This window comes from Streptomyces sp. NPDC004788 (assembly GCF_053601115.1).
This window is the reverse complement of sequence record NZ_JBSGBF010000013.1, coordinates 66,844-90,010: the sequence shown is the minus strand read 5'-3', so window position 1 is coordinate 90,010 and position 23,167 is coordinate 66,844. Positions and strand designations below refer to the sequence as shown.

General features: G+C 73.3%; 26 protein-coding genes. 21 read left to right on the top strand and 5 right to left on the bottom strand.

Annotation, left to right across the window (positions count from 1 at the left end; all coding sequences use genetic code 11):
• Positions 1–3: 3 nt before the first annotated feature.
• The 4 genes from ybaK to ACWEJX_RS09085 form a co-directional block, all read right to left on the bottom strand.
• Positions 4–501 carry a Cys-tRNA(Pro) deacylase gene (gene ybaK / locus ACWEJX_RS09100; RefSeq protein WP_451606866.1) on the bottom strand — a complete coding sequence of 166 codons (498 nt, stop codon included), beginning with the start codon at positions 499–501 and terminating at the stop codon, positions 4–6.
• A gap of 34 nt (positions 502–535) precedes the next feature.
• Positions 536–1,273 carry an LON peptidase substrate-binding domain-containing protein gene (locus ACWEJX_RS09095; RefSeq protein WP_451606865.1) on the bottom strand — a complete coding sequence of 246 codons (738 nt, stop codon included), beginning with the start codon at positions 1,271–1,273 and terminating at the stop codon, positions 536–538.
• Between the two features lie 181 nt (positions 1,274–1,454).
• Complete coding sequence (locus ACWEJX_RS09090) at positions 1,455–2,501, bottom strand: hypothetical protein (protein WP_451606864.1); 1,047 nt, start codon at positions 2,499–2,501, stop codon at positions 1,455–1,457.
• A 281-nt stretch (positions 2,502–2,782) separates the two neighbouring features.
• Positions 2,783–4,384 carry an oxidoreductase gene (locus tag ACWEJX_RS09085; protein ID WP_451606863.1) on the bottom strand — a complete coding sequence of 534 codons (1,602 nt, stop codon included), beginning with the start codon at positions 4,382–4,384 and terminating at the stop codon, positions 2,783–2,785.
• Between the two features lie 193 nt (positions 4,385–4,577).
• On the opposite strand from ACWEJX_RS09085, the gene hisD reads away from it, so the two are divergent.
• The 10 genes from hisD to ACWEJX_RS09035 all read left to right on the top strand — a co-directional run bounded on the left by hisD (position 4,578) and on the right by ACWEJX_RS09035 (position 12,366).
• A complete protein-coding gene (hisD, locus tag ACWEJX_RS09080) occupies positions 4,578–5,921 on the top strand; it encodes a histidinol dehydrogenase (protein ID WP_451606862.1) in 1,344 nt (447 codons plus the stop codon).
• Positions 5,918–7,081, top strand: coding sequence for a histidinol-phosphate transaminase (locus tag ACWEJX_RS09075; protein ID WP_451606861.1), 1,164 nt, complete (start codon positions 5,918–5,920; stop codon positions 7,079–7,081). Before hisD ends, ACWEJX_RS09075 begins: the two co-directional genes overlap by 4 nt.
• Positions 7,078–7,671, top strand: coding sequence for an imidazoleglycerol-phosphate dehydratase HisB (hisB, locus tag ACWEJX_RS09070; protein WP_389216254.1), 594 nt, complete (start codon positions 7,078–7,080; stop codon positions 7,669–7,671). Before ACWEJX_RS09075 ends, hisB begins: the two co-directional genes overlap by 4 nt.
• 2 nt (positions 7,672–7,673) lie before the next feature.
• Positions 7,674–7,838: a hypothetical protein gene (locus tag ACWEJX_RS09065; RefSeq protein ID WP_451606860.1), complete on the top strand. Its 165-nt coding sequence runs from the start codon at positions 7,674–7,676 to the stop codon at positions 7,836–7,838.
• The gene (hisH, locus tag ACWEJX_RS09060) at positions 7,835–8,491 is read left to right on the top strand and encodes an imidazole glycerol phosphate synthase subunit HisH (RefSeq protein WP_451606859.1); all 657 of its coding nucleotides are present in this window, start codon (positions 7,835–7,837) and stop codon (positions 8,489–8,491) included. Before ACWEJX_RS09065 ends, hisH begins: the two co-directional genes overlap by 4 nt.
• A gap of 2 nt (positions 8,492–8,493) precedes the next feature.
• Positions 8,494–9,231 (top strand): bifunctional 1-(5-phosphoribosyl)-5-((5-phosphoribosylamino)methylideneamino)imidazole-4-carboxamide isomerase/phosphoribosylanthranilate isomerase PriA, encoded by a 738-nt coding sequence (priA, locus tag ACWEJX_RS09055; RefSeq protein WP_451606858.1) that lies wholly within the window; start codon positions 8,494–8,496, stop codon positions 9,229–9,231.
• Positions 9,228–9,641, top strand: coding sequence for a RidA family protein (locus ACWEJX_RS09050; RefSeq protein WP_451606857.1), 414 nt, complete (start codon positions 9,228–9,230; stop codon positions 9,639–9,641). Before priA ends, ACWEJX_RS09050 begins: the two co-directional genes overlap by 4 nt.
• Positions 9,638–10,393: an imidazole glycerol phosphate synthase subunit HisF gene (gene hisF / locus ACWEJX_RS09045; protein WP_403798194.1), complete on the top strand. Its 756-nt coding sequence runs from the start codon at positions 9,638–9,640 to the stop codon at positions 10,391–10,393. The genes ACWEJX_RS09050 and hisF overlap by 4 nt, the downstream gene beginning before the upstream one ends.
• Before the next feature lie 126 nt (positions 10,394–10,519).
• A complete protein-coding gene (locus tag ACWEJX_RS09040; RefSeq protein WP_451606856.1) occupies positions 10,520–11,107 on the top strand; it encodes an ArsR/SmtB family transcription factor in 588 nt (195 codons plus the stop codon).
• 5 nt (positions 11,108–11,112) lie between these two features.
• Positions 11,113–12,366, top strand: coding sequence for an MFS transporter (locus tag ACWEJX_RS09035; RefSeq protein WP_451606855.1), 1,254 nt, complete (start codon positions 11,113–11,115; stop codon positions 12,364–12,366).
• Between the two features lie 103 nt (positions 12,367–12,469).
• Here the strand turns inward: ACWEJX_RS09035 and ACWEJX_RS09030 are convergent, their stop codons facing one another.
• Positions 12,470–13,111 (bottom strand): TIGR03085 family metal-binding protein, encoded by a 642-nt coding sequence (locus ACWEJX_RS09030; protein ID WP_451606854.1) that lies wholly within the window; start codon positions 13,109–13,111, stop codon positions 12,470–12,472.
• 176 nt (positions 13,112–13,287) lie between these two features.
• On the opposite strand from ACWEJX_RS09030, the gene hisI reads away from it, so the two are divergent.
• From hisI to lgt, 11 genes are all read left to right on the top strand, one after another.
• Positions 13,288–13,662 carry a phosphoribosyl-AMP cyclohydrolase gene (gene hisI / locus ACWEJX_RS09025; protein ID WP_451606853.1) on the top strand — a complete coding sequence of 125 codons (375 nt, stop codon included), beginning with the start codon at positions 13,288–13,290 and terminating at the stop codon, positions 13,660–13,662.
• Positions 13,663–13,673: 11 nt separating this feature from the next.
• Positions 13,674–15,176 carry an anthranilate synthase component I gene (locus ACWEJX_RS09020; protein WP_451606852.1) on the top strand — a complete coding sequence of 501 codons (1,503 nt, stop codon included), beginning with the start codon at positions 13,674–13,676 and terminating at the stop codon, positions 15,174–15,176.
• 39 nt (positions 15,177–15,215) lie between these two features.
• Complete coding sequence (locus ACWEJX_RS09015) at positions 15,216–15,878, top strand: TIGR02234 family membrane protein (protein WP_451606851.1); 663 nt, start codon at positions 15,216–15,218, stop codon at positions 15,876–15,878.
• 127 nt (positions 15,879–16,005) lie between these two features.
• On the top strand, positions 16,006–16,266 hold the full coding sequence (locus ACWEJX_RS09010; protein WP_403798175.1) for an HGxxPAAW family protein: 261 nt from the start codon (positions 16,006–16,008) through the stop codon (positions 16,264–16,266).
• A gap of 76 nt (positions 16,267–16,342) precedes the next feature.
• On the top strand, positions 16,343–16,969 hold the full coding sequence (locus ACWEJX_RS09005; protein WP_451606850.1) for a DUF2752 domain-containing protein: 627 nt from the start codon (positions 16,343–16,345) through the stop codon (positions 16,967–16,969).
• A gap of 122 nt (positions 16,970–17,091) precedes the next feature.
• The gene (trpC, locus tag ACWEJX_RS09000; RefSeq protein ID WP_451606849.1) at positions 17,092–17,901 is read left to right on the top strand and encodes an indole-3-glycerol phosphate synthase TrpC; all 810 of its coding nucleotides are present in this window, start codon (positions 17,092–17,094) and stop codon (positions 17,899–17,901) included.
• Between the two features lie 6 nt (positions 17,902–17,907).
• The gene (trpM, locus tag ACWEJX_RS08995) at positions 17,908–18,168 is read left to right on the top strand and encodes a tryptophan biosynthesis modulator TrpM (protein ID WP_451606848.1); all 261 of its coding nucleotides are present in this window, start codon (positions 17,908–17,910) and stop codon (positions 18,166–18,168) included.
• 818 nt (positions 18,169–18,986) lie between these two features.
• Positions 18,987–20,279, top strand: coding sequence for a tryptophan synthase subunit beta (gene trpB / locus ACWEJX_RS08990; RefSeq protein ID WP_451606847.1), 1,293 nt, complete (start codon positions 18,987–18,989; stop codon positions 20,277–20,279).
• The gene (gene trpA / locus ACWEJX_RS08985) at positions 20,276–21,100 is read left to right on the top strand and encodes a tryptophan synthase subunit alpha (protein ID WP_451606846.1); all 825 of its coding nucleotides are present in this window, start codon (positions 20,276–20,278) and stop codon (positions 21,098–21,100) included. Before trpB ends, trpA begins: the two co-directional genes overlap by 4 nt.
• Positions 21,101–21,164: 64 nt before the next feature.
• Complete coding sequence (locus ACWEJX_RS08980) at positions 21,165–21,998, top strand: DsbA family protein (protein ID WP_451606845.1); 834 nt, start codon at positions 21,165–21,167, stop codon at positions 21,996–21,998.
• 78 nt (positions 21,999–22,076) lie between these two features.
• Positions 22,077–23,138, top strand: a complete 1,062-nt coding sequence (gene lgt / locus ACWEJX_RS08975; RefSeq protein ID WP_451606844.1) for a prolipoprotein diacylglyceryl transferase — start codon at positions 22,077–22,079, stop codon at positions 23,136–23,138.
• The last annotated feature ends 29 nt before the right edge of the window (positions 23,139–23,167 follow it).

Below are 23,167 nucleotides of genomic sequence, written 5' to 3'. Positions count from 1 at the left end.
GGCTCAGCCGCGGCCGATGGGCGCCAGGACGGCGCCGGTGAGGGCCGCCAGGTCCTGGGGGGCGAGCTCGACCTCCAGGCCGCGGCGGCCGGCCGAGATGCAGATCGTGGCGTGGTCCGACGCCGACGCGTCCAGGACCGTACGCAGCCGCTTGCGCTGGCCCAGCGGGGAGATGCCGCCGCGGACGTACCCCGTGGTGCGCTCGGCCGCCGCCGGGTCGGCCATCGCCGCGCGCTTGCCGCCGACCGCCGAGGCGAGGGCCTTCAGGTCGAGCTGGCCGGCCACCGGGACGACCGCGACGGTCAGCTCGCCGTCGACGTCCGCGACCAGCGTCTTGAACACCCGGTCCGGGGTGACGCCGAGCGCCTCCGCCGCCTCCTCGCCGTACGAGGGGGCCGCCGGGTCGTGGTCGTAGGCGTGCAGGACGTACGCCGTGCCGGCCGCCGCGAGGGCCACCGTCGCCGGGGTGCCCCCGGCGTTCTTCTTCTGCTTCTTCGCCACGCCGGGCTCTCCTCGCAGGACTGGGGTATCGGGCTCAGTTCGGGCTGGTCGGCGCCCGGGTCAGCTCCACGGCCGGCAGCGACGGAAGGTGGCGCAGCACCGCCGTCTCCCTGCGCAGCAGCGCCAGCTCCTCGCGCAGCCGCGTCGCCGTGTCCGGCGCCTGGAGCAGCCGCTGCTTCGCCGGCGTGTCGAGCACGGTCGCGGCGGCCACCAGATACGACACCACCGACGGGTCGTCCGGCAGCTCGCTGGTGGTCAGCGAGCGCTCCCGGGCGCCCGCCAGTCGCTTCTGGTACGCGCGGAAGGCGCGCAGCACGCCCTCCGCGAGCTCCTCGGCCTCCTCGCCCCGCTCCTCCGGGATCTCCTCGACCTCGGCGGTCAGGAACGGGCCGCTCGCGTCGACCGACAGCAGCTTCACCCGGCTGGTGCCGGTGCACATCACCTCGAAGCCGCCGTCCGCGCGCTCCCGGATCGACGCCGCGTCGGCGACGCAGCCGACCCGGTGGAACGCCTGGACGGGATCGGGGCCGAAGCCGGCCGCCGGGCCCTTCTCCGGCAGCGCCGTCTGGTCCGGCATGCCGGGCGCGGTCGGCGCGACCTCGCGGCCGTCGCGGATGGCGACGACGGCGAAGCGCCGCGGCTCGGACTCGTCCGTCTTGAGCAGCTCGCGCATCATGGCGCGATAGCGCTCCTCGAAGACGTTCAGGGGCAGCACGAGGCCCGGGAACAGCACCGCGTTGAGCGGAAAGAGAGGCAGACGAGCGGTGGTCACAGCGGTCAAGCGTAATGGCCGCCGGACCCGCCCCTGCCGGGCCGTCCCGCTTCCTGTCCGTCCCGCGCGGGGAACGTCCCGTTCCGCTGCCCGGTCCCGTCCCCGGCCCCGGTGCCGGCCGGCGTCCCCAGTCCCGTCCGCGGCCCCGTTTCGGCTCGCGTCCCCGCCGTCGTCCCTGCCGTCACCGCAGCCGTCGCCCCAGCCGTCGTTCCCGCCCGTGTGCCCGTGTGCCCGCGCGCAGCGGAGTGCGCCGCGCCACCTCACGTACGGCACCGGTCCGGGTGTCCAGGAAGCCGCGCAGCGGGTCGTCGGCGACCAGGGTCCAGGGGAACGAGGTCGCCTGCGGCCCGATCCGCGCGAACTCGGCGAGCGCGTCGTGCCAGCGGCCCCGCTCCACCAGGACGTGCACGAGCAGGTTGCGCACCTCGGCCGGCCACAGATCGCCCGCCGGATACTCCGCCGACAGCGCGAGCGCCCGGTCGGCCGCCGCGTCGATCCGGTCGCCCGCCACCCCGTGCCCCGCGTCGGACCCGGCGATCAGCTGCGCGAACGCCGCCCGCACCGGCAGCGCCTGGACGAGCGAGCCGGGCAGCGCGTCCTCCGCGGCGTCCTCGGCGAAGTCGAAGCACTCGCGGTGCGAGCCGTACCACTGCGCCGACAGGTACTTCAGCGCGGCGACATGGCTGCCGTAGTGGCGCGGGGCGCGGCGCAGCGCCTGCTCCCACAGCGCCTCGAAGGCCGCGTGCCCCGCGTGCGCGCCGCGCGCGTGGTCCAGGGCCAGCCGCCACGGCACCGGATCGCGCGGCGCCGCCTCGGCCGCCGCCTCGATCAGCGGCCCGAGCTCGCGCAGCCGCTCCGCCCGGGCGGGGGAGTCCCAGGCCCGGCGCACCGCGAGCTGCGCCTTGACGAGCAGTGCGTCCGGGTCCTGCGGGGCGGCCGCCAGCCAGTGCTCCAGCCAGCCGTCCCGGCGGTAGGCGAAGGCGCTCAGCCGGGCCACGTAGCGGTCCCGGTCCTCCCACTCCTCGGCGTCCCGGGTGGTGGCGAGGAGCTTGGCCGCCGGCTCCGGGTCGGCGAGCGCCGCGGCGACCAGGGCCGGCCCGAGTCGCCCGTCCGGCGCGTCGAGCAGCACGTCGTCGTCCGGCGAGAGCCCGGCGGCGAGCCGCGGGGAGTGCCGGACCAGTCGGGAGGTGCCGACAAGGGCGCGGAGCAAGGACATTGTGCGAAACATTGAAAACCGCAGGTGAGGGCGGCGCCAGTGGCGGCCTGTGAAGCTTTGGTGGCGGCGGGAAGGTTGTGCTGACAGGAGTCAAGACAGCGTAAAGATCGGGGCGAACCGGTGCCCATGCGACCCCCTCGGTTTGCCCGCCGCGCCCCTGGGTACGCCCTGCCGCCCCCTGGCACGGCCGCCCACAGCACCGCCGCCCCCTGCGCCCCGTCGCCCCCCTGGGCACCACCCCGCCGCGCTCGCTCGGCACCGCCCCGCCGCGCCCCTGCGTACCGCCCGCCGCGTCACCCTCTCCTGAGCAGTCGCGAGGCCCCCGCCGCCACCGTCGTCGCGAGCACCCAGCCGGCCAGGACCAGCGCCGTCGAGGCCCACTGCCAGAAGCCTTCGAGGCGCCAGGCACCGACCTCCCCCAGATCGATCACCGGCAGCAGCAGATCCAGCGCGTACAGCGCCGCGCTCCAGTGCGGGGCCTCGTCCGCCTTCAGCGGCACGGGCGTGTAGTGCGCGAAGGCGAACGTGCCGGCCGCCCACAGCACCGCCATCCACAGCGCCGCCCGCCCCGGCCGGTAGCCGTAGGCCACGGCCAGGTCCTGCACATAGCCCCACAGCTTCGCGCCGACCGGCAGCGTCTCCCGGCGCCGCCGCTGCTTGGCGAGCAGCACCTCCCGCGCGTCCGCGTCCTCGCCGCTGTTGCGCAGCACGCTCGCCAGGCGCTCGTACGGCTCCGGCGCGTACTCCGGTGTGGCCGCCGCGACCCACTCCAGGCGCCGGGCCAGCGGGAAGTGCCCGTACGGCACCAGCGTCTCGTAGACGAAACCGCCCATCGCGAGCCCGCCCGGGCCCGGCCAGCTGCTGGACAGGTCGATCAGCGTCACCACCTTCGCCCCGTTGAGCACCACCCGGCCCTCCTCGGGCCGCTCCCCGTTGAACCGCAGCTCCGGTGTCACTATCCGGCGCAGCGACAGCTCCTCGCGGCGCGAGCCGTCGAGCAGGAAGCGGGCGTAGTGCAGGTCGACCGAGTCGCCGAAGCGGCCGTCGTCGAGCCGCACCCCGCCGTGGCACTCCACCGGTTTGCGCCGCGCGCCCTGGGCCGGCGTCACCCCGTACGGCGGCGTGGCCGTCGCGTTCCCCGAGCTCTCGTACACCCACGCCGCGTTCAGATAGAGCGTGCGCTCCACCGTCAGCTGCGGCGCGTTCAGCGCGCGGCGCTGCTGGGCGCCGCGCAGCACGCTGCCGCGCAGGCTCAGCGACACGCCGACCCGCGCCCCGCGCAGGCTCAGCTCCCCGTACGTCTCGATCAGCTCGGCCTGGAAGTCCTGGGCGACCACCATGCCGTCCGCCGTGATGGCGCGGCCGCGCCGGTCCGGCCACACCCGGATCTGGTTGATCAGCAGGTCCGTGCCGATCTGGGCGTCCGTGAGCCGGATGCCCCGCTCCACCCGGCAGCGCGGCAGATGCAGATCGCCCGCCGTGTGCAGCCGGGCCGCCTCCAGCCGGGGTATCGCGCACTCGACCATCCGCAGCGTGCCGAACTTGGCCTCCGGCAGCACCACCTCGTGGTCGAACCGGCAGCCGTTCAACTCCACGTACGGCCCTATCGCGCCGCCCGCCAGATTGAGCACCCCGGTGATCCGCACCCCGCGCAGCTTCAGCGCGGCGACCCGCCCGGCCCGCGCCGGCGGGCCGTCGAGCAACAGCAGCGCCACCACCTCCGCCCGCACGCTGCGCTCCTCGCCCCACACCTCCCGCACCGCGAACGGATCGTCCCGCTCCGCGACCCCCTCCCGCAGATCGCACGTCCTGCCCACCCGGAACGCGCTCCACATCACGCGCTCAGGCCCGGTCAGGCCCTCCGGCATCCCGTCGTCCTCGCGCGGCTCGGTCACTGCCGCCCCCTCGCTTTCCACGATTCCGCTTTCCCGGATTCGTACAGCCGTTCTTCCCGCTGTGTGACGGACTGAACGCTAACGGTCAGGTGTGGCGACAAGACGCCAGTGGTGCGTATCAGACGGCAGAGCGGTTCGTATCAGCCAGTGATACGGGAGTCCGGCCGTGAGGGGCGTCTGAGAGAATTGACCCGTGATCTCTCGAATCGATCTGCGTGGCGAGGCCCTCCCCGAGGGTTCCGCCCTGCGCGACCTGCTGCCCCGTGCCGAGTTCGACGTGGAAGCCGCCCTGGAGAAGGTGCGGCCCATCTGCGAGGACGTACGGCATCATGGCGCGGCGGCGGTGATCGACTACGGGGAGAAATTCGACGGCGTCCGCGTCGCGGGCCTGCGCGTTCCGGCCGAGGCCCTTGCCCGCGCCCTCGACGAGCTCGACCCGGCCGTCCGCGCCGCCCTCGAAGAGTCCATCCGGCGCGCCCGCATGGTCCACCGCGACCAGCGCCGCACCACCCACACCACCCAGGTGGTGCCCGGCGGCACGGTCACCGAGAAGTGGATCCCGGTCGAGCGCGTCGGCCTGTACGTGCCGGGTGGCCGCTCCGTCTACCCGTCCTCCGTCGTGATGAACGTCGTCCCGGCCCAGGAGGCGGGCGTCGAGGGCATCGCCGTCTCCTCGCCGCCGCAGCGCGAGTTCGGCGGCCTGCCGCACCCGACGATCCTGGCCGCCTGCGCCCTCCTCGGCGTCGACGAGGTCTACGCGGCCGGCGGCGCCCAGGCCATCGCCATGTTCGCGTACGGCACCGAAGGCACCGCCGACGAGCCCGGCTGCGCCCCGGTCAACCTGGTCACCGGACCCGGCAACATCTACGTCGCCGCCGCCAAGCGCCTCCTCAAGGGCCGCATCGGCATCGACGCCGAGGCCGGCCCGACCGAGATCGCGGTCCTCGCGGACGCCACCGCCGACCCGGTGCACATCGCCGCCGACCTGATCAGCCAGGCCGAGCACGACCCGATGGCCGCCTCCGTCCTCGTCACCGACTCCGAGGAGCTCGCCGAGGCCACCGAGGCCGAGCTGAAGACCCAGGTCGCCGCCTCCAAGCACGTCGACGACCGGATCGTCCCCGCCCTGGCCGGCCGGCAGTCCGCGATCGTCCTCGTCCGCGACCTGGCGGACGGACTCAAGGTCGTCGACGCCTACGGCGCGGAGCACCTGGAGATCCAGACCGCCGACGCGGCCGCCGTGGCGGACCGGGTCCGCAACGCGGGCGCGATCTTCGTCGGCCCCTGGGCGCCGGTCTCCCTCGGCGACTACTGCGCGGGCTCCAACCACGTGCTGCCCACCGGCGGCTGCGCCTGCCACTCCTCGGGCCTGTCCGTGCAGTCCTTCCTCCGCGGCGTCCACATCGTGGACTACACCCGCGACGCCCTCGCCGAGGTCGCCCACCACGTGGTCACCCTCGCCGAGGCGGAGGACCTGCCCGCGCACGGCGCCGCCATCAAGGCCCGCTTCGGTTGGAAGGTGCCGGAAAGCAAGTGACCGACCGCAACACCGACTCCACGACCCCGGACGACACCATCGGGATCGACGACCTGCCGATCCGCGACGAGCTCCGCGGCAAGTCCCCGTACGGCGCGCCGCAGCTCGACGTGCCCGTCCAGCTGAACACCAACGAGAACCCCTACCCGCTGCCCGAGCCGCTCGTGGCCCGGATCGCGGAGCGGGTCGCCGAGGCCGCCCGCGGCCTCAACCGCTACCCCGACCGGGACGCCGTCGAGCTCCGCACCGAGCTGGCCCGCTATCTCACCCGTACCGGCAAGCACCCGGTCGCCCCGGAGAACGTCTGGGCGGCCAACGGCTCCAACGAGGTCCTCCAGCAGCTGCTGCAGACCTTCGGCGGCCCCGGCCGCACCGCGATCGGCTTCGAGCCCTCGTACTCGATGCACGCCCTGATCGCCCGCGGCACCGGCACCGGCTGGATCTCCGGCCCGCGCAAGGACGACTTCACCATCGACGTGGCGGCCGCCGTCAGCGCGATCGCCGAGAACGCGCCGGACGTCGTCTTCGTCACCTCGCCCAACAACCCCACGGGAACGGCGGTCGAGGCGGAGACGGTCCTCGCCCTGTACGAGGCCGCCCAGGCCGCCAGGCCCGGAGCCGGCGCCCTCGTCGTCGTCGACGAGGCGTACGTGGAGTTCAGCCACCGGGACTCGCTGCTGCCCCTCATCGAGGGCCGCCCGAACCTGGTGGTCTCCCGGACCATGTCCAAGGCGTTCGGCGCCGCGGGCCTGCGCCTGGGCTATCTCGCCGCCCACCCCGCCGTGGTCGACGCCGTCCAGCTGGTCCGCCTGCCGTACCACCTCTCCGCCGTCACCCAGGCCACCGCGCTCGCCGCCCTGGAGCACACCGACACCCTCCTCGGGTACGTCGAACAGCTCAAGGCCGAGCGCGACCGGCTGGTCGCCGAGCTGCGCGCGACCGGCTACGAGGTCACCGAGTCCGACGCCAACTTCGTCCAGTTCGGCCGCTTCGACGGAGCCGAGGGCTCCCACGCGGCCTGGCGGAAGATCCTCGACCGGGGCGTCCTGGTCCGGGACAACGGCGTACCGGGCTGGCTGCGGGTCACCGCCGGCACCCCCGAAGAGAACGACGCGTTCCTCGACGCGGTTCGTGAGCTGAAGAAGGAGCAGAACGCATGAGCCGCGTAGGCCGCGTTGAGCGCACCACCAAGGAGACCTCCGTCGTCGTCGAGATCGACCTCGACGGCACCGGGAAGGTCGACGTGTCGACCGGGGTCGGCTTCTACGACCACATGCTCGACCAGCTCGGCCGGCACGGTCTGTTCGACCTGACCGTGAAGACCGACGGCGACCTGCACATCGACACGCACCACACCATCGAGGACACCGCCCTCGCCCTCGGCGCCGCCTTCAAGCAGGCCCTCGGCGACAAGGTCGGCATCTACCGCTTCGGCAACTGCACCGTCCCGCTGGACGAGTCGCTCGCCCAGGTCACCGTCGACCTCTCCGGCCGCCCCTACCTGGTGCACACCGAGCCCGAGAACATGGCGCCGATGATCGGCTCCTACGACACGACGATGACCCGGCACATCCTGGAGTCCTTCGTCGCGCAGGCGCAGATCGCCCTGCACGTCCACGTCCCGTACGGTCGCAACGCGCACCACATCGTCGAGTGCCAGTTCAAGGCGCTCGCCCGGGCGCTCCGCTACGCCTCCGAGCGCGACCCGCGCGCCGCCGGCATCCTCCCCTCCACGAAGGGCGCGCTGTAACCGTGAACGGCCTCTCCACCGTCCTCATCGTCGTCGGCCTCTTCCTCCTCGGCGGCGTCTACTCCTTCGTCAAGCAGAAGCAGTCCAAGAGCCTCGTCGGCGTGCTCGCGTTCGGCTCCGCGATGTGTCTCGCGGCCGGTCTCCTGCGCCTGGACGTGTGGTCATGACGACTGCTCCCGCCAAGACCTCCAAGAAGGTCGTGGTCTTCGACTACGGCTTCGGCAACGTCCGCTCCGCCGAGCGGGCCCTGGCCCGGGTCGGCGCCGACGTCGAGATCACCCGCGACTACGACACGGCCATGAACGCCGACGGGCTCCTCGTCCCCGGCGTGGGCGCCTTCTCCGCCTGCATGCAGGGCCTCAAGGAGGCCCGCGGCGACTGGATCGTCGGCCGCCGGCTCTCCGGCGGACGGCCCGTCATGGGCATCTGCGTCGGCATGCAGATCCTCTTCGCCCGCGGCATCGAGCACGGCGTCGAGACCGAGGGCCTCGACGAGTGGCCCGGCACGGTCGAGCCGCTGAAGGCGCCGGTCGTGCCCCACATGGGCTGGAACACCGTGGACGCGCCCGCCGACAGCGAACTGTTCGCCGGCCTGGACGCCGACGCCCGGTTCTACTTCGTGCACTCCTACGCGGTCCGCGACTGGACCCTGGAGATCGGCAACACCACCATGCGCCCCCCGAAGGTCACCTGGGCCACCCACGGCGAGCCCTTCGTCGCCGCGGTGGAGAACGGCGCCCTCTGGGCGACCCAGTTCCACCCCGAGAAGTCCGGCGACGCCGGCGCCCAGCTCCTCACCAACTGGATCGGAACCCTGTGACCGTGTCGCCGAAGACCCTGCTCGAACTCCTCCCCGCCGTCGACGTCCGCGACGGCCAGGCGGTCCGTCTCGTCCACGGCGAGTCCGGCACCGAGACCTCCTACGGCTCCCCGCTGGAGGCCGCCCTCGCGTGGCAGCGCGCCGGCGCCGAGTGGCTGCACCTGGTCGACCTGGACGCCGCCTTCGGCACCGGCGACAACCGGGACCTGGTCCGCCAGGTCACCGAGGCCATGGACATCAAGGTGGAGCTCTCCGGCGGCATCCGCGACGACGCCTCGCTCGCCGCGGCCCTCGCCACCGGCTGCACCCGCGTCAACCTGGGCACCGCCGCACTGGAGACCCCCGAGTGGGTCGCCAAGGTCATCGCCGAGCACGGCGACAAGATCGCCGTCGGCCTCGACGTGCGCGGCACCACCCTCAAGGGCCGCGGCTGGACCCGCGACGGCGGCGACCTCTACGAGACGCTGGCCCGCCTCGACTCCGAGGGCTGCGCCCGCTACGTCGTCACCGACATCGCCAAGGACGGCACCCTCCAGGGCCCCAACCTGGAGCTGCTGCGCAACGTCTGCGCCGCCACCGACAAGCCCGTCGTCGCCTCCGGCGGCGTCTCCTCCCTGGACGACCTGCGCGCGCTCGCCGGTCTCGTGCCGCTCGGCGTCGAGGGCGCGATCGTCGGCAAGGCGCTGTACGCGAAGGCGTTCACCCTCGAGGAGGCGCTGGAGGCGGTGGCTTCCGCATGAGCGACGCGCTGAGGAAGGTGGTGACGGGCGCTCCCTGGGAGGAGCAGTTCGGCTACTCCCGCGCGGTGGAACTGCCGAACGGCACCGTGCTGGTGTCCGGCTGCACCTCGGTCGTCGGCGGCGCCATCGCCGACGGCGGCCCGTACGAGCAGGCGATCAACTCCTTCAACGTGGCCTTCGGCGCCCTGAAGCAGCTGGACCTGGGCCCCGAGCACGTCGTGCGGACCCGGATGTACATCACCCACGCCCGGGACGTGGAGGAGGTCGGCCGCGCCCACAAGGAGCTGTTCGACGCCGTCCGCCCCGCCGCGTCGATGATCATCGTCTCCGGCTTCGTCGACCCGCGCCTCGTCGTCGAGGTCGAGGTCGAGGCGTACCGACCGGACTTCACCGAGGGAGGTGCGGCATGAGCCTCGCCGTACGCGTGATCCCGTGCCTGGACGTGGACAACGGCCGGGTCGTCAAGGGAGTCAACTTCCAGAACCTGCGGGACGCCGGCGATCCCGTCGAGATGGCCAAGCTGTACGACGCCGAGGGCGCCGACGAGCTGACCTTCCTCGACATCACCGCCTCCTCCGGCAACCGGGAGACCACCTACGACGTGGTGCGCCGCACCGCCGAGCAGGTCTTCATCCCGCTCACGGTGGGCGGCGGCGTCCGCTCCGCCGAGGATGTCGACAAGCTGCTGCGGGCCGGCGCCGACAAGGTGGGCGTCAACACCGCCGCCATCGCGCGTCCCGAGCTGATCCGCGAGATCGCCGAGCGCTTCGGCCGCCAGGTCCTCGTGCTGTCGGTCGACGCCCGCCGTACGGCCTCCGGCTCGTTCGAGGTGACGACGCACGGCGGCCGCAAGGGCACCGGCATCGACGCCGTCGAGTGGGCGCACCGGGCCGCCGACCTGGGCGCGGGCGAGATCCTGCTCAACTCGATGGACGCCGACGGCACCAAGGACGGCTACGACATCGAGATGATCGCGGCCGTGCGCAAGCACGTCACCGTGCCGGTGATCGCCTCCGGCGGCGCCGGCAAGCTGTCCGACTTCCCGCCGGCCATCGACGCGGGCGCGGACGCGGTGCTCGCTGCCTCCGTCTTCCACTTCGGCGATCTGCGGATCGGCGAGGTGAAGCAGACGCTGAGGGAGACGGGCCACGAGGTCCGCTGACCGTCGTTCCGCTTTTCGGCAGTCTCCAGGAAGGGCCCTCCGGGGCCCTTCTTCTTGCCGAGACGCGCAGGATTATTTGTGCAATTCATGTTGCGCAAGTTTTCTTTCGTATCTACGGTCGTGGACATGACCTCGCCGGAGAACCGCCGCATCGACGACCTGGGCACCCTCAAGGCCATCGCGCACCCGCTGCGCATGCGCCTCTACCGCGCCCTCTTCGTCGCCCGTACCGCCACCGCCTCCCAGCTCGCCGAACAGGTCGACGAGGCCGTGTCACTGGTCAGCTACCACCTGCGCAAGCTCGCCGAGCACGGGCTCATCGAGGAGGCCGAGGCGCAGTCGGCGGACGGGCGGGAGCGGTGGTGGCAGCCCAGCTCGTACGGCTTCAGCATCCACGAGGAGGACATGAACGGCGCCCCCGAACTCGCCGCCGCGAGCGCCGCCTTCGGCCGCACCGTCAACGAGCAGCGCACCGAGATGCACCGCCGCTTCCTCGACGAGCGGCTCACCTGGTCCGACGAGTGGCGCTCCGCCGCCATCAGCTCCGAGTGGCTGCCCCGCCTCACCGCCGCCGAACTCGCCGCCCTCGGCAAGGACCTCGACGCGCTGCTGAGGAAGTACGACCAGGCGGCCCGCGCCGCCGAGGCCGCCGGCGACACCGAGGGCCGCGAGAACGTCGCCGTCCACCTCCACGGCTTCCCGTACCGGGGCTGACCGCGATGACCACCACCGCCCCGGCACCCGCCCTCACCGCCCCCGCCGCCCGTCCCGCCCATCGCGACCCGCAGGTCCTGCGCTGGCTCGGCGCCTTCACCGCCTCCACCCTCGGCGACAGCGTCTACTACCTCGCCCTCTCCTGGGCCGCCGTCAGCAGCGGCACCCCCGCCCAGGCCGGCCTCGTCATGACCGTCTCCGCCGTCCCGCGCGCCCTGCTCATGCTGTTCGGGGGAGTGGTCGCCGACCGGCTCGGCCCGCGCCGGGTCGTCATCGGCTCCGACACCGTCCGCTGCCTGGTCGCCCTCGGCCTCGCCACGACCCTGTTCCTCGCCTCGCCCGGTCTGTGGATCCTGGCCGCCGTCGCCCTCGTCTTCGGCGCCGTCGACGCCCTCTTCCTGCCGGCCGTCGGCGCCCTGCCGCCCCGGATCGCCCCGCGCGACCAGCTCGCCCGCGTCCAGGGCATGCGCGGCATCGCGTACCGCACGGGCTCCGTCCTCGGCGCCCCGCTCGGCGGTCTCGCCGTCGCCGTCGGCGGCTCCGCCACCGCCTTCACGGTCGCCGGCGCGCTCTTCGCCCTCTCCCTGCCGCTGCTGTGCGCGCTGAGGCTTCGCGCGCTGCCCTCCGAGGGCGCGAAGGCGGAGGGAACCGCCCTGCGCGACCTCACCGACGGCCTGCGCTACCTGCGCGGTCACCGCGTCCTCGGCCACATGATGATCGTCGTGCTCCTCAGCGACCTCGGCTTCGTCGGCCCGCTCAACGTCGGCCTCGCCGTCCTCGCCGAACAGCGCGGCTGGGGCGCCTCCGGCATCGGCTGGGTGCTCTTCGGCTTCGGTACGGGCGCGGGCGCCGCCTCGCTGCTCCTGACCGTCCGGGGGCGCGTCCCGCGCACCGGAGCCGTCAGCGGCTGGACCATGGTGCTCGGCGCCGTCTCGATCGGCGCCCTCGCCTACGTACCCCTGTTGCCCGTGGCCGTCGGCGTCTCCCTCTCCATCGGCCTGCTCGCCGGACTCTCCGGGGCCCTGTGCAACGCCCTCGTCCAGACCGAGTGCGACCCCGCCTACCTCGGCCGGGTCTCCGCCGTCTCCAGCCTCTGCTCGCTCGGTCTCGCTCCGCTGAGCTTCCCGGTCACCGGCGCCGCCATCGGCCTCTGGGGCCCCGGCCCGGTCTTCGCCGTCAGCGCCGCGGTCTGCGCGCTGAGCGGCGTGTACGCCCTGCTGGTCCCGGCCCTGCGCAAGGCCGAACTGCCCGGGGCGTAGCTCGGATCCCCAGCCGACTCGGATCCCCAGCCGACTAGGATCCCTGGCCGGCTCGGATCCCCAGTCGGCTCAGATCCCTGGCCGGCTCGGATCCCCAGTAGGCTCAGATCCCCAGCTGCTTCGTCGAGTGCAGCCGCTCCACGGCCTCCGGCTCGCCGTCCAGCTCCACCTTCGCCGCGTCCTGCCGCCCGAACAGGAACATGATCAGCTCGCCCGGCTCCCCGGACACCGTCACCACCGGGGCCCCGCGGTGCGCCACCACCGTCTGCCCGTCCGGCCGGCGCAGCACCAGACCCACCGGCGCCTTCCGGCCGAGCAGCCGCGCCGACTTCTCCAGGCGCGACCACAGCGTGTCCGCGAACACCGGGTCGAGCGCGCGCGCCGACCAGTCCGGCTGCGCCCGGCGCACGTCCTCGGCGTGGACGTAGAACTCGACGACGTTCGCGCCCTCGTCCACCTGCTTGATCGTGAACGGGGACAGCTTCGGCGGGCCCGTACGGATGAGCTGGACCAGCTCCTCGTACGGCTTCTCGGCGAACTCCGCCTGCACCCGGTCGAGCCGCGCCTTCAGCGCCGGCAACGGCACCACCGCGCCCGCCGCCGCGTCCGGCCGGCGCTCCCGCACCACCACGTGCGCCGCCAGGTCCCGGGTGCGCCACCCCTCGCAGAGCGTCGGCGCGTCGGGACCGGCCGCCTCCAACAGGTCGGCGAGCAGAAGCCGTTCACGCTTGGCATGGGTCGACATGCCCGCCAGCGTACGACCCGCGCGCCCGCTCCGCCCAGCGGCCCCGGCCAGTCGGCCGCCCCGCTGCCGCGCCGACACCGGTCGCCGCCCGCCCGTGGCTGACCGCCGAGCGGACCTACCGGTCCGTCCTGTGGACGCCCCGCCGGACAACACCCACGGTCACGCACAATGGCGAAATGAGCAGCAGCACGCCGCCCCGGACCTCCAGCGACCTCGACCCGGCCATCGCCGCGCGCCTCAAGCGCAGCACCGACGGCCTGGTCCCCGCCATCGCCCAGCAGCACGACACCGGCGAGGTGCTGATGCTCGGCTGGATGGACGACGAGGCGCTGCACCGCACCCTCACCACCGGCCGCGCCACCTACTGGTCCCGCAGCCGTCAGGAGTACTGGGTGAAGGGCGACACCTCCGGCCACGTCCAGCACGTCAAGGCCGTCGCCCTCGACTGCGACGCCGACACGCTGCTCGTGAAGGTCGACCAGGTCGGCGCCGCCTGCCACACGGGCACCCGCACCTGCTTCGACACCGACGTGCTCCTCGCGGCCGAGTAGGGTCTGGCGCCATGGATCTCGAGACCTTCCGCAAGCTGGCGGCCGACCGCCGCGTCATCCCCGTCAGCCGCAGGCTCCTCGCTGACGGCGACACCCCGGTCGGGCTCTACCGCAAGCTCGCCGCCGAACGCCCCGGCACCTTCCTGCTCGAATCCGCGGAGAACGGCCGCAGCTGGTCCCGCTACTCCTTCATCGGCGTCCGCAGCGACGCCACCCTCACCGTCAGGGACGGCGAGGCGCACTGGCTCGGCACCCCGCCGGTCGGCGTCCCCGTCGACGGCGACCCGCTCGCCGCCCTGCGCGCCACCGTGGAGACCCTGCACACCCCGCGCGACCTCTCGTCCGGGATGCCCCCGTTCACCGGCGGCATGGTCGGCTACCTCGGCTACGACATCGTGCGCCGCCTGGAGCGCATCGGCGAGCACGGCACCGACGACCTGAAGCTGCCCGAGCTCACCATGCTGCTCACCAGCGACCTCGCCGTCCTCGACCACTGGGACGGCTCGGTGCTCCTGATCGCCAACGCGATCAACCACAACGACCTGGAGACCGGCGTCGACGAGGCGTACGCGCACGCCGTCGCCCGCCTCGACGCGATGGAGGCCGACCTGGCCCGCCCGGTCGCGTCCACCCCGGTCGCGCTGCCGGAGTCCGCCCTGCCCGAGTTCTCCGCGCTCTGGGGCGGCCCGGCCTACCAGGACGCCGTCGAGGACATCAAGGAGCGCATCCGGGCCGGCGAGGCCTTCCAGGTGGTGCCCTCGCAGCGGTTCGAGACGCCCTGCACGGCCTCCGCGCTCGACGTCTACCGGGTGCTGCGGGCCACCAACCCGTCCCCGTACATGTACCTCTTCCGCTTCGAGAACGGCTTCGACGTCGTCGGCTCCTCGCCCGAGGCCCTGGTCAAGGTCGAGGACGGCCGCGCGATGGTCCACCCCATCGCCGGCACCCGGCACCGCGGCGCCACGCCGCAGGAGGACCACGACCTCGCCGAGGAGCTGCTCGCCGACCCCAAGGAGCGCGCCGAGCACCTCATGCTCGTCGACCTCGGCCGCAACGACCTGGGCCGGGTCTGCGAGCCGGGCTCCGTCGAGGTCGTCGACTTCATGTCGGTCGAGCGCTACTCGCACGTCATGCACATCGTCTCCACCGTGACCGGCAAGGTCGCCGAGGGCAGGACCGCCTTCGACGTCCTCACCGCCTGCTTCCCGGCCGGCACCCTCTCCGGGGCGCCCAAGCCGCGCGCGATGCAGATCATCGAGGAGCTGGAGCCGTCCCGGCGCGGCCTGTACGGCGGCTGCGTCGGCTACCTCGACTTCGCCGGCGACTCCGACACGGCCATCGCCATCCGTACCGCCCTGCTGCGCGACGGCACGGCGTACGTGCAGGCCGGAGCCGGTGTCGTCGCCGACTCGAACCCGGTCGCCGAGGACAACGAGTGCCGCAACAAGGCGGCGGCGGTGCTCCGCGCCGTCCACACCGCCAACCGGATGACGGCGAACGTCACCACGGGTTGACCACGACCGGATGAGTCGCCGCAGAGACGGTAGGGGATAGTGGGGTATGTGAGTGCCGTACCCGTACCCCAGCCCCGAGCCGCCCGTCCGGGCGGCGCCGCCTCCTCCGGCGCCCGCCGCAGCCTGGCCGTGGCCCTGCTGCTCGGCGCCCTCGGAGCCACCGTCGTACTGCTCTCCGCCGGCCAGAAGTGGGCCGAGGGCACCGCGTCCGTCGGCGGCGGCTCCGTCCCCGTCACGGCCGACGGCGGCGCCGTCACCGGCGTCCCGACCGCCCTCGCCATCGTCGGCCTGGCCGCGCTCGTCGCCGTCTTCGCCGTCCGCCGCGCCGGCCGCACCCTGGTCGCCGCCCTGCTCGCCCTCAGCGGCGCGGGCGCGGCCCTCGCCGCCGTCCTCGGCGCCTCCGACAGCGACGCCCTGAACGCGGAGGCGGCCAGGGTCAGCGGCAACACCGCGGCCGCCGTCGGCGGCCTCAGCCACACCGTCTGGCCGTACGTCGCCACCGCCGGCGCCCTGCTCATCCTGGTCGCCGGGCTCTTCGCGCTGCGCTTCGGCAAGTCCTGGCCCGCGATGGGCGGCCGCTACGAGCGCTCCGGCACCCCGCGCGCCGCCCGCCGCGGCCAGGCCGCCGCCGTCGACCCCGACCGTCCCGAGGACCTGTGGAAGGCCCTCGACCGCGGTGAGGACCCGACGCACGGCGACTGAGGCGGCTCCCCGCGGACGCGACGCGTGATCGTTCGGGCACCCCGATTCACCGCCGCGGCCGCATGTGCGGAACAATGAGGACGTCACTGAGACGTCACCACCGAGCAACACCAACGAGGAGCAACTCATGGCGGGCAGCGCCCACGGACACACCCCGGCCGCCTGGACCGGTGTCATCATCTCCTTCATCGGCTTCTGCATCGCCGGAGTCTTCATGGTGGCGGCGAACGGTCCGGGCTTCTGGGCCGGCATCGGTGTCATCCTCCTCGGCGGTGTCGTCGGCGGCGCGATGAAGATCGCGGGCCTCGGCATGCCGAAGGAATCCGCCGCCGTCGTCGCCGCCCGCGAGGCCGCGACCGCCCGCGTCCTGGAGCAGAGCCGCGCCTGAGGCACCGCATCGCCCGGAAGGCGCAGCCCCGCGACACGGGGCTGCGCCTTCGCGCGTCAACGGCGACAATCACCGGATGGACCCGAACCCGACGGCGGCGGCCGTGCCCGAGCCGGCAGACCCGGCGACACACGCGCCGTTCGCGCCGCACGCGGCCGACGCACCGTCCGTGGCCCACGGGCTGAACCCGGCGTACGCGCAGAATGCGGCGCAGGCAGCGCACATGACGTCCGTGGCGCACGCGCCGTTCGCAGCGCACATGCCGTATCCGCCGCACGCGCCCTACGGTCCTCCGCCGCCGCCCAGGCCGCTGGCGCGGCGGCTGCTCGCGCCGGTCGGCGCGCTCGCCGGGGTCGCGGCGGCCTTCGCGTACGTCGGCACCGTCGACCCGGGCGAACCCGGGCACTACCCCGTCTGCCCCCTGCTCCGCTTCACCGGCATCTACTGCCCCGGCTGCGGCGGCCTGCGCAGCGCCCACGCCTTCGTCCACGGAGACCTCGGCGCCGCCCTCGGCTACAACGCCCTCGCCGTCGTCGGCTACGGCGTCTTCGCCGTCGTGATGACCCTGTGGCTGATTCGTGCCATCCGCGGTATTCCCATGCGGCTCGCGATCTCCCCGGCCTGGTGGTGGGTGATCGGTGCCGTTCTGGGGGTATTCACCCTCGTAAGGAATCTCCCCTTCGGCTCCGCGCTCGCCCCCTGACCAGCGCGGGAAGTCCCAGCAGATGGGACGCGGCTCCAATCGATGCGGGTCCGGGGCCCACCTGCGGATACCATCGACCTGGCTGAACCGTGTTCATCGAATCCCGGAAGGGGGCCTCTCGCGTGAGTGTGCTCGACGAGATCATCGAAGGCGTGCGCGCCGACCTCGCAGAGCGGCAGGCGCGGGTCTCCCTCGACGAGCTCAAGGAGCGCGCCGCAAAGGCGCCGCAGGCCAAGGACGGCGTCGCCGCACTGCGCGGTGACGGCGTCAAGGTGATCTGCGAGGTCAAGCGCTCCAGCCCGTCCAAGGGCGCACTCGCCGCCATCGCCGACCCGGCGGGTCTCGCCGCCGACTACGAGGCGGGCGGTGCCGCCGTCATCTCCGTCCTCACCGAGCAGCGCCGCTTCGGCGGTTCGCTCGCCGACCTCGAAGCCGTACGGGCCCGGGTCGACATCCCGGTCCTGCGCAAGGACTTCATCGTCACCGCCTACCAGCTCTGGGAGGCCCGGGCGTACGGCGCGGACCTCGCGCTGCTCATCGTCGCGGCCCTGGAGCAGGAGGCCCTCGTCTCCCTCATCGAGCGCGCCGAGTCCATCGGGCTCACCCCGCTCGTCGAGGTCCACGACGAGGAGGAGGTCGAGCGGGCCGTCGACGCCGGCGCCCGCATCATCGGCGTCAACGCGCGCAACCTGAAGACCCTCAAGGTCGACCGCTCCACCTTCGAGCGCGTCGCCCCCGAGATCCCGGCCGGCATCGTCAAGGTCGCCGAGTCCGGCATCCGTGGCCCGCACGACCTGATCGCGTACGCCAACGCCGGCGCCGACGCGGTCCTGGTCGGCGAGTCCCTGGTCACCGGCCGCGACCCCAAGGCCGCCGTCGCCGACCTGGTCGCCGCCGGCGCCCACCCGGCCCTGCGTCACGGGCGGGGCTGACCCGGCATGTACGTCCGCTTCCGTCACGACACGCCGCACGTTCCGGGCCGCAGCGCCCGGGGCGCCGCCGCCGTGCGCGCCGACGGAGGCGACCGCCGCCACGCCCCGCTCGCCCGTGGCTGCCGCCCGCGCGGCTGCCGCGCGCCCGCGCGCCGGGTCCACGGCCGCCGGGTGCGCTATGTGATCGGCGACGAGCCGGGCCAGGTCAACGGCATGCGATGGCGCACGCGCCGAGCGCGCACTCTCACGTACAGCAGCCAAGCCTGAGCCGCCGCCCCTGCGGGGGCGACGCCCATGCGCCTGCCTCGCCGCCCTGCGCGGCGGCGCCCGCCCGCGCGGTGCGTGGCTTGCCGCGTGCAGGCCACGCCCGCCAGGACGCCGCCTTACCCACCCGGTGTGGCTGCGCCCCGCTAGGGCGCCGCCTGCCCACCCCGTGTGGGCTGCGCCCGGCCGGGACGCCGCCCCGCCCACCCACCCCCCCCGTGTGGGCAATCGTCCCTCCCCCAGACTTCGTCCGGGGGGACCCCCAGGCGGGACGGGTGGGCACACGGGACGGCGCCGACGCGGGCGCCTCCGCCCCTTGTGCCTGGACCCGCACCACGACCGCGTCGCCGTCGTGCTGGCCGTCAACGCGCGAGGAGCCTAGGCCCGGCACGGGGCGTCGTCCCGTTGTGCCCACCCGTTCCGCCCCAGCGGAACGAATGCCCACAACGGGGGTGGCGAAGCCCCGCACGGGGCGGGCCGGGGCGAGGTGCCCCGCGTCGGCGAGGCGAGCCGTCCCACGGGCCAGACCCGGCGGGTCGGGCGTCACGCGTCGGCAGGCGAGCCGTCCCACGGGCGGAGGTCTCGACCGGGTCGGGCGTCACGCGTCGCGTGGCGAGCCGTCCCGCGGGCCGAGGCCCGGTCGGGTCGGGCGCCCCGTGTCGGCGAGCTGAGCCGTCCCACGGGCCGAGGCCCGGTCGGGTCGCTCGGGCGGGGCGCGGGCGCGCCCAGTGGCGGGCTGCCGTACGTGAGTGACACGCGCGCATACCGTGACCACCAACCCACGTCACCCGGGGCACCCGCCCCGCGAGGAGCGCAACCGCATGTCCAGCGATTCCACGGAATTCTTCATTCCCGACCCGGAGGGTCAGATCCCCGACGCCGAGGGCTACTTCGGCGCCTACGGCGGCAAGTTCATCCCGGAGGCCCTCGTCGCCGCCGTCGACGAGGTCGCCGTCGAGTACGAGAAGGCCAAGAACGACCCGGAGTTCGCGCGCGAGCTCAACGACCTGATGGTCAACTACACGGGCCGCCCCAGCGCCCTCACGGAGGTGCCGCGGTTCGCCGAGCACGCCGGCGGCGCCCGCGTGTTCCTGAAGCGCGAGGACCTGAACCACACCGGCTCGCACAAGATCAACAACGTGCTCGGCCAGGCGCTGCTCACCAAGCGCATGGGCAAGACCCGGGTGATCGCGGAGACCGGCGCCGGCCAGCACGGCGTCGCCACGGCCACCGCCTGCGCCCTCTTCGGTCTCGACTGCACCATCTACATGGGCGAGATCGACACCCAGCGCCAGGCCCTCAACGTCGCCCGCATGCGCATGCTCGGCGCCGAGGTCGTCGCGGTGAAGTCCGGCAGCCGCACGCTGAAGGACGCCATCAACGAGGCGTTCCGCGACTGGGTCGCGAACGTGGACCGCACGCACTACCTGTTCGGCACCGTCGCGGGCCCGCACCCGTTCCCCGCCATGGTGCGCGACTTCCACCGGGTGATCGGTGTGGAGGCCCGCCGCCAGATCCTGGAGCGGGCAGGCCGGCTGCCCGACGCGGCCGTCGCCTGCGTCGGCGGCGGATCCAACGCCATCGGCCTGTTCCACGCGTTCATCCCGGACGCCGAGGTCCGGCTGATCGGCTGCGAGCCGGCCGGCCACGGCGTCGAGACCGGTGAGCACGCGGCCACCCTGACGGCCGGCGAGCCGGGCATCCTGCACGGCTCCCGCTCTTACGTCCTGCAGGACGACGAGGGCCAGATCACCGAGCCCTACTCGATCTCCGCGGGCCTCGACTACCCGGGCATCGGCCCGGAGCACTCGTACCTCAAGGACAGCGGCCGCGGCGAGTACCGCGCCGTCACCGACGACGCCGCCATGCAGGCGCTGCGACTGCTCTCCCGTACGGAGGGCATCATCCCGGCCATCGAGTCGGCGCACGCCCTCGCCGGCGCCCTGGAGGTCGGCAGGGAGCTCGGCCCGGACGGGCTGATCGTCGTCAACCTGTCCGGACGCGGCGACAAGGACATGGACACCGCCGCTCGCTATTTCGGGCTGTACGACACCGACGCAGAGGTGGCCGCGGACGCCGCCGACATCGCCGAGATCGAGGGGGACGCGAAGTGACCGGCAACATCCAGCTCCTGAGCGACACCCTGGCCAAGGCGAAGGCCGAGAACCGGGCCGCGCTCATCGCGTACCTCCCGGCCGGCTTCCCGACCGTCGACGGCGGCATCGCCGCCATCAAGGCCGTCTTCGACGGCGGCGCCGACGTCGTCGAGGTCGGTCTGCCGCACAGCGACCCGGTCCTCGACGGCCCGGTCATCCAGACCGCCGACGACATCGCGCTGCGCGGCGGCGTCCGGATCGCCGACGTCATGCGCACGGTGAAGGAGGCCCACGAGGCCACCGGCAAGCCGGTCCTCGTGATGACCTACTGGAACCCCATCGACCGCTACGGCGTCGAGCGCTTCACCGAGGAGCTCGCGGCGGCCGGCGGCGCCGGCTGCATCCTGCCGGACCTGCCGGTCCAGGAGTCCGCGGTGTGGCGCGAGCACGCCACCCGGCACGGGCTCGCCACGGTCTTCGTGGTCGCGCCCAGCAGCAAGGACGAGCGTCTGGCCACCATCACCGAGGCCGGTTCCGGCTTCGTCTACGCCGCCTCGCTGATGGGCGTCACCGGCACCCGCGAGTCGGTCGGCGAGCAGGCCGCCGACCTGGTCCGGCGCACCCGGGACGCCGACGCCGGCGAGCTGCCCGTCTGCGTCGGTCTGGGCGTCTCCAACGCCGCCCAGGCGCGTGAGGTCGCCGGCTTCGCCGACGGCGTCATCGTCGGCTCCGCCTTCGTCAAGCGGATGCTCGACGCGGACGGCGACCAGACCGCGGCGCTCGGCGCCGTAAGGGAACTGGCGGCCGAACTCGCCGAAGGCGTGCGCCGCACCTCGTAACCCATACGGGTGGATTCGTCACCGGGGAGGCACGCGCGTGCCTCCCCGGTTCGTTGCTGTGGGCGTGAGCGAGAAGAACCGAGACGGAAGCCAGAGCGCGCGGGAGCGCCTCCGGCACCAGCGCGAGCGCGACAAGGCCCGCGAGAAGCAGCGACGTGTCCTCATCGTGTCGGCCGCGGTGGTCGGCGTCCTCGGCCTGGCCGCGGTCGTCGGCGTGATCGCCGCCAACAGCGGGGGCAAGGGCACCTCCGACAAGGCCGGCCCCGTCGTCGAGCCGACCGGCGCCATCCCCGGCGACAAGCCCGCCATCCCGCAGGGCCGCACGGACGCCCCGTCCACGCTCACCGTCTGGGAGGACTTCCGCTGCCCCGCGTGCGCCCAGTTCGAGAGCGTCATGCGCGACAGCATCCACCAGCTGGAGGCGTCCGGCGCGCTCAAGGCCGAGTACCACCTGGTGACCCTGATCGACGGCAACCTCGGCGGCAGCGGCTCGCTGCGCGCCGCGAACGCCGGCGCCTGCGCGCAGGACGCCGGGAAGTTCACGGCGTACCACGACGTGCTCTACAAGAACCAGCCGCAGGAGACCGACGACGCCTACGCGAAGAACGCCAAGCTCATCGAGCTCGCCGCGCAGGTCCCCGGCCTCGACACGCCGGCCTTCCGCGCCTGCGTCGAGGACGGCACGCACGACAGCTGGGTGAAGAAGTCGCAGGACGCCTTCAAGAAGAGCGACTTCACCGGCACGCCGTCCGTCCTCCTCAACGGAGAATCGATCTTCCCGCAGAAGGGGAACGAGCAGATCTCCCCGGAGAACCTGAAGAAGTGGGTCGCCGAGGCCAACAAGGGCAAGAAGCCGGGCACCGCCTCTCCGGCCGCCGGATCCCCCGCCCGCCACTGACGTGCCGCAGGTAGTTACGGAGAAGTTGCCGGGCTGGCTGCCGCACGGCCCGCCCGGCAGGGTAGCGTCGGTGTTGCCATGGACCTTGCCTACATTCCCAGCCCGTCGACCGGCGTGATCCACCTCGGACCGATCCCGCTGCGCGGCTATGCCTTCTGCATCATCATCGGTGTCTTCGTCGCCGTCTGGCTCGGCAACAAGCGCTGGATCGCCCGGGGCGGCACCGCCGGCACCGTGGCCGACATCGCCGTCTGGGCGGTGCCCTTCGGCCTCGTCGGCGGCCGGCTCTACCACGTGATCACCGACTACCAGCTGTACTTCAGCGAGGGTGAGAACTGGGTCGACGCCTTCAAGATCTGGCAGGGCGGCCTCGGCATCTGGGGCGCCATCGCGCTCGGTGCCGTCGGCGCCTGGATCGGCTGCCGCCGCCGCGGCATCGCGCTCCCGGCGTACGCGGACGCCATCGCGCCCGGCATCGCCTTCGCCCAGGCCATCGGCCGCTGGGGCAACTGGTTCAACCAGGAGCTGTACGGCAAGCCGACCGACCTGCCGTGGGCGCTGAAGATCACCGAGGGCCCCAACCGCGAAGCCGGCCTCTATCAGCCGACCTTCCTCTACGAGTCGCTGTGGAACGTCGCCGTCGGTTTCCTCGTCATCTGGGCCGACCGCCGCTTCAAGCTGGGCCACGGCCGTGCCTTCGCCCTGTACGTCGCCGCGTACTGCTCGGGCCGCGTCTGGACCGAGTACCTGCGCATCGACGAGGCGCACCACATCCTCGGCCTGCGCCTCAACGTGTGGACCGCGATCGTCGTCGGCCTGCTCGCCGTGGTGTACATGATCGTCTCGTCGAAGCTGCGCCCGGGCCGCGAGGAGATCGTGGAGCCGCGGAAGGCGACCGCAGAGGGCGTGCCCGCCCAGGGCGGCGAAGGCGCCGAGGGCCTCAAGGACGTCGAGGGCAAGGCGGACGAGTCCGCGGAGGACACGGCCGCGGAGGACAGGTCTCCGGAGGATTCCGAGGCGAAGGCCGAGGTCAAGGCAGAGGCAGAGGCCGATGCCGATGCCGATGGCGATGGCGAGAAGGGAACCGCCGCCAGGGAGAAGGACGGCGCCGGGAACGGGGCCGGGGCGGGCGGGCGCTGACCCGCGCACGGACGACACACGGCGGAGGC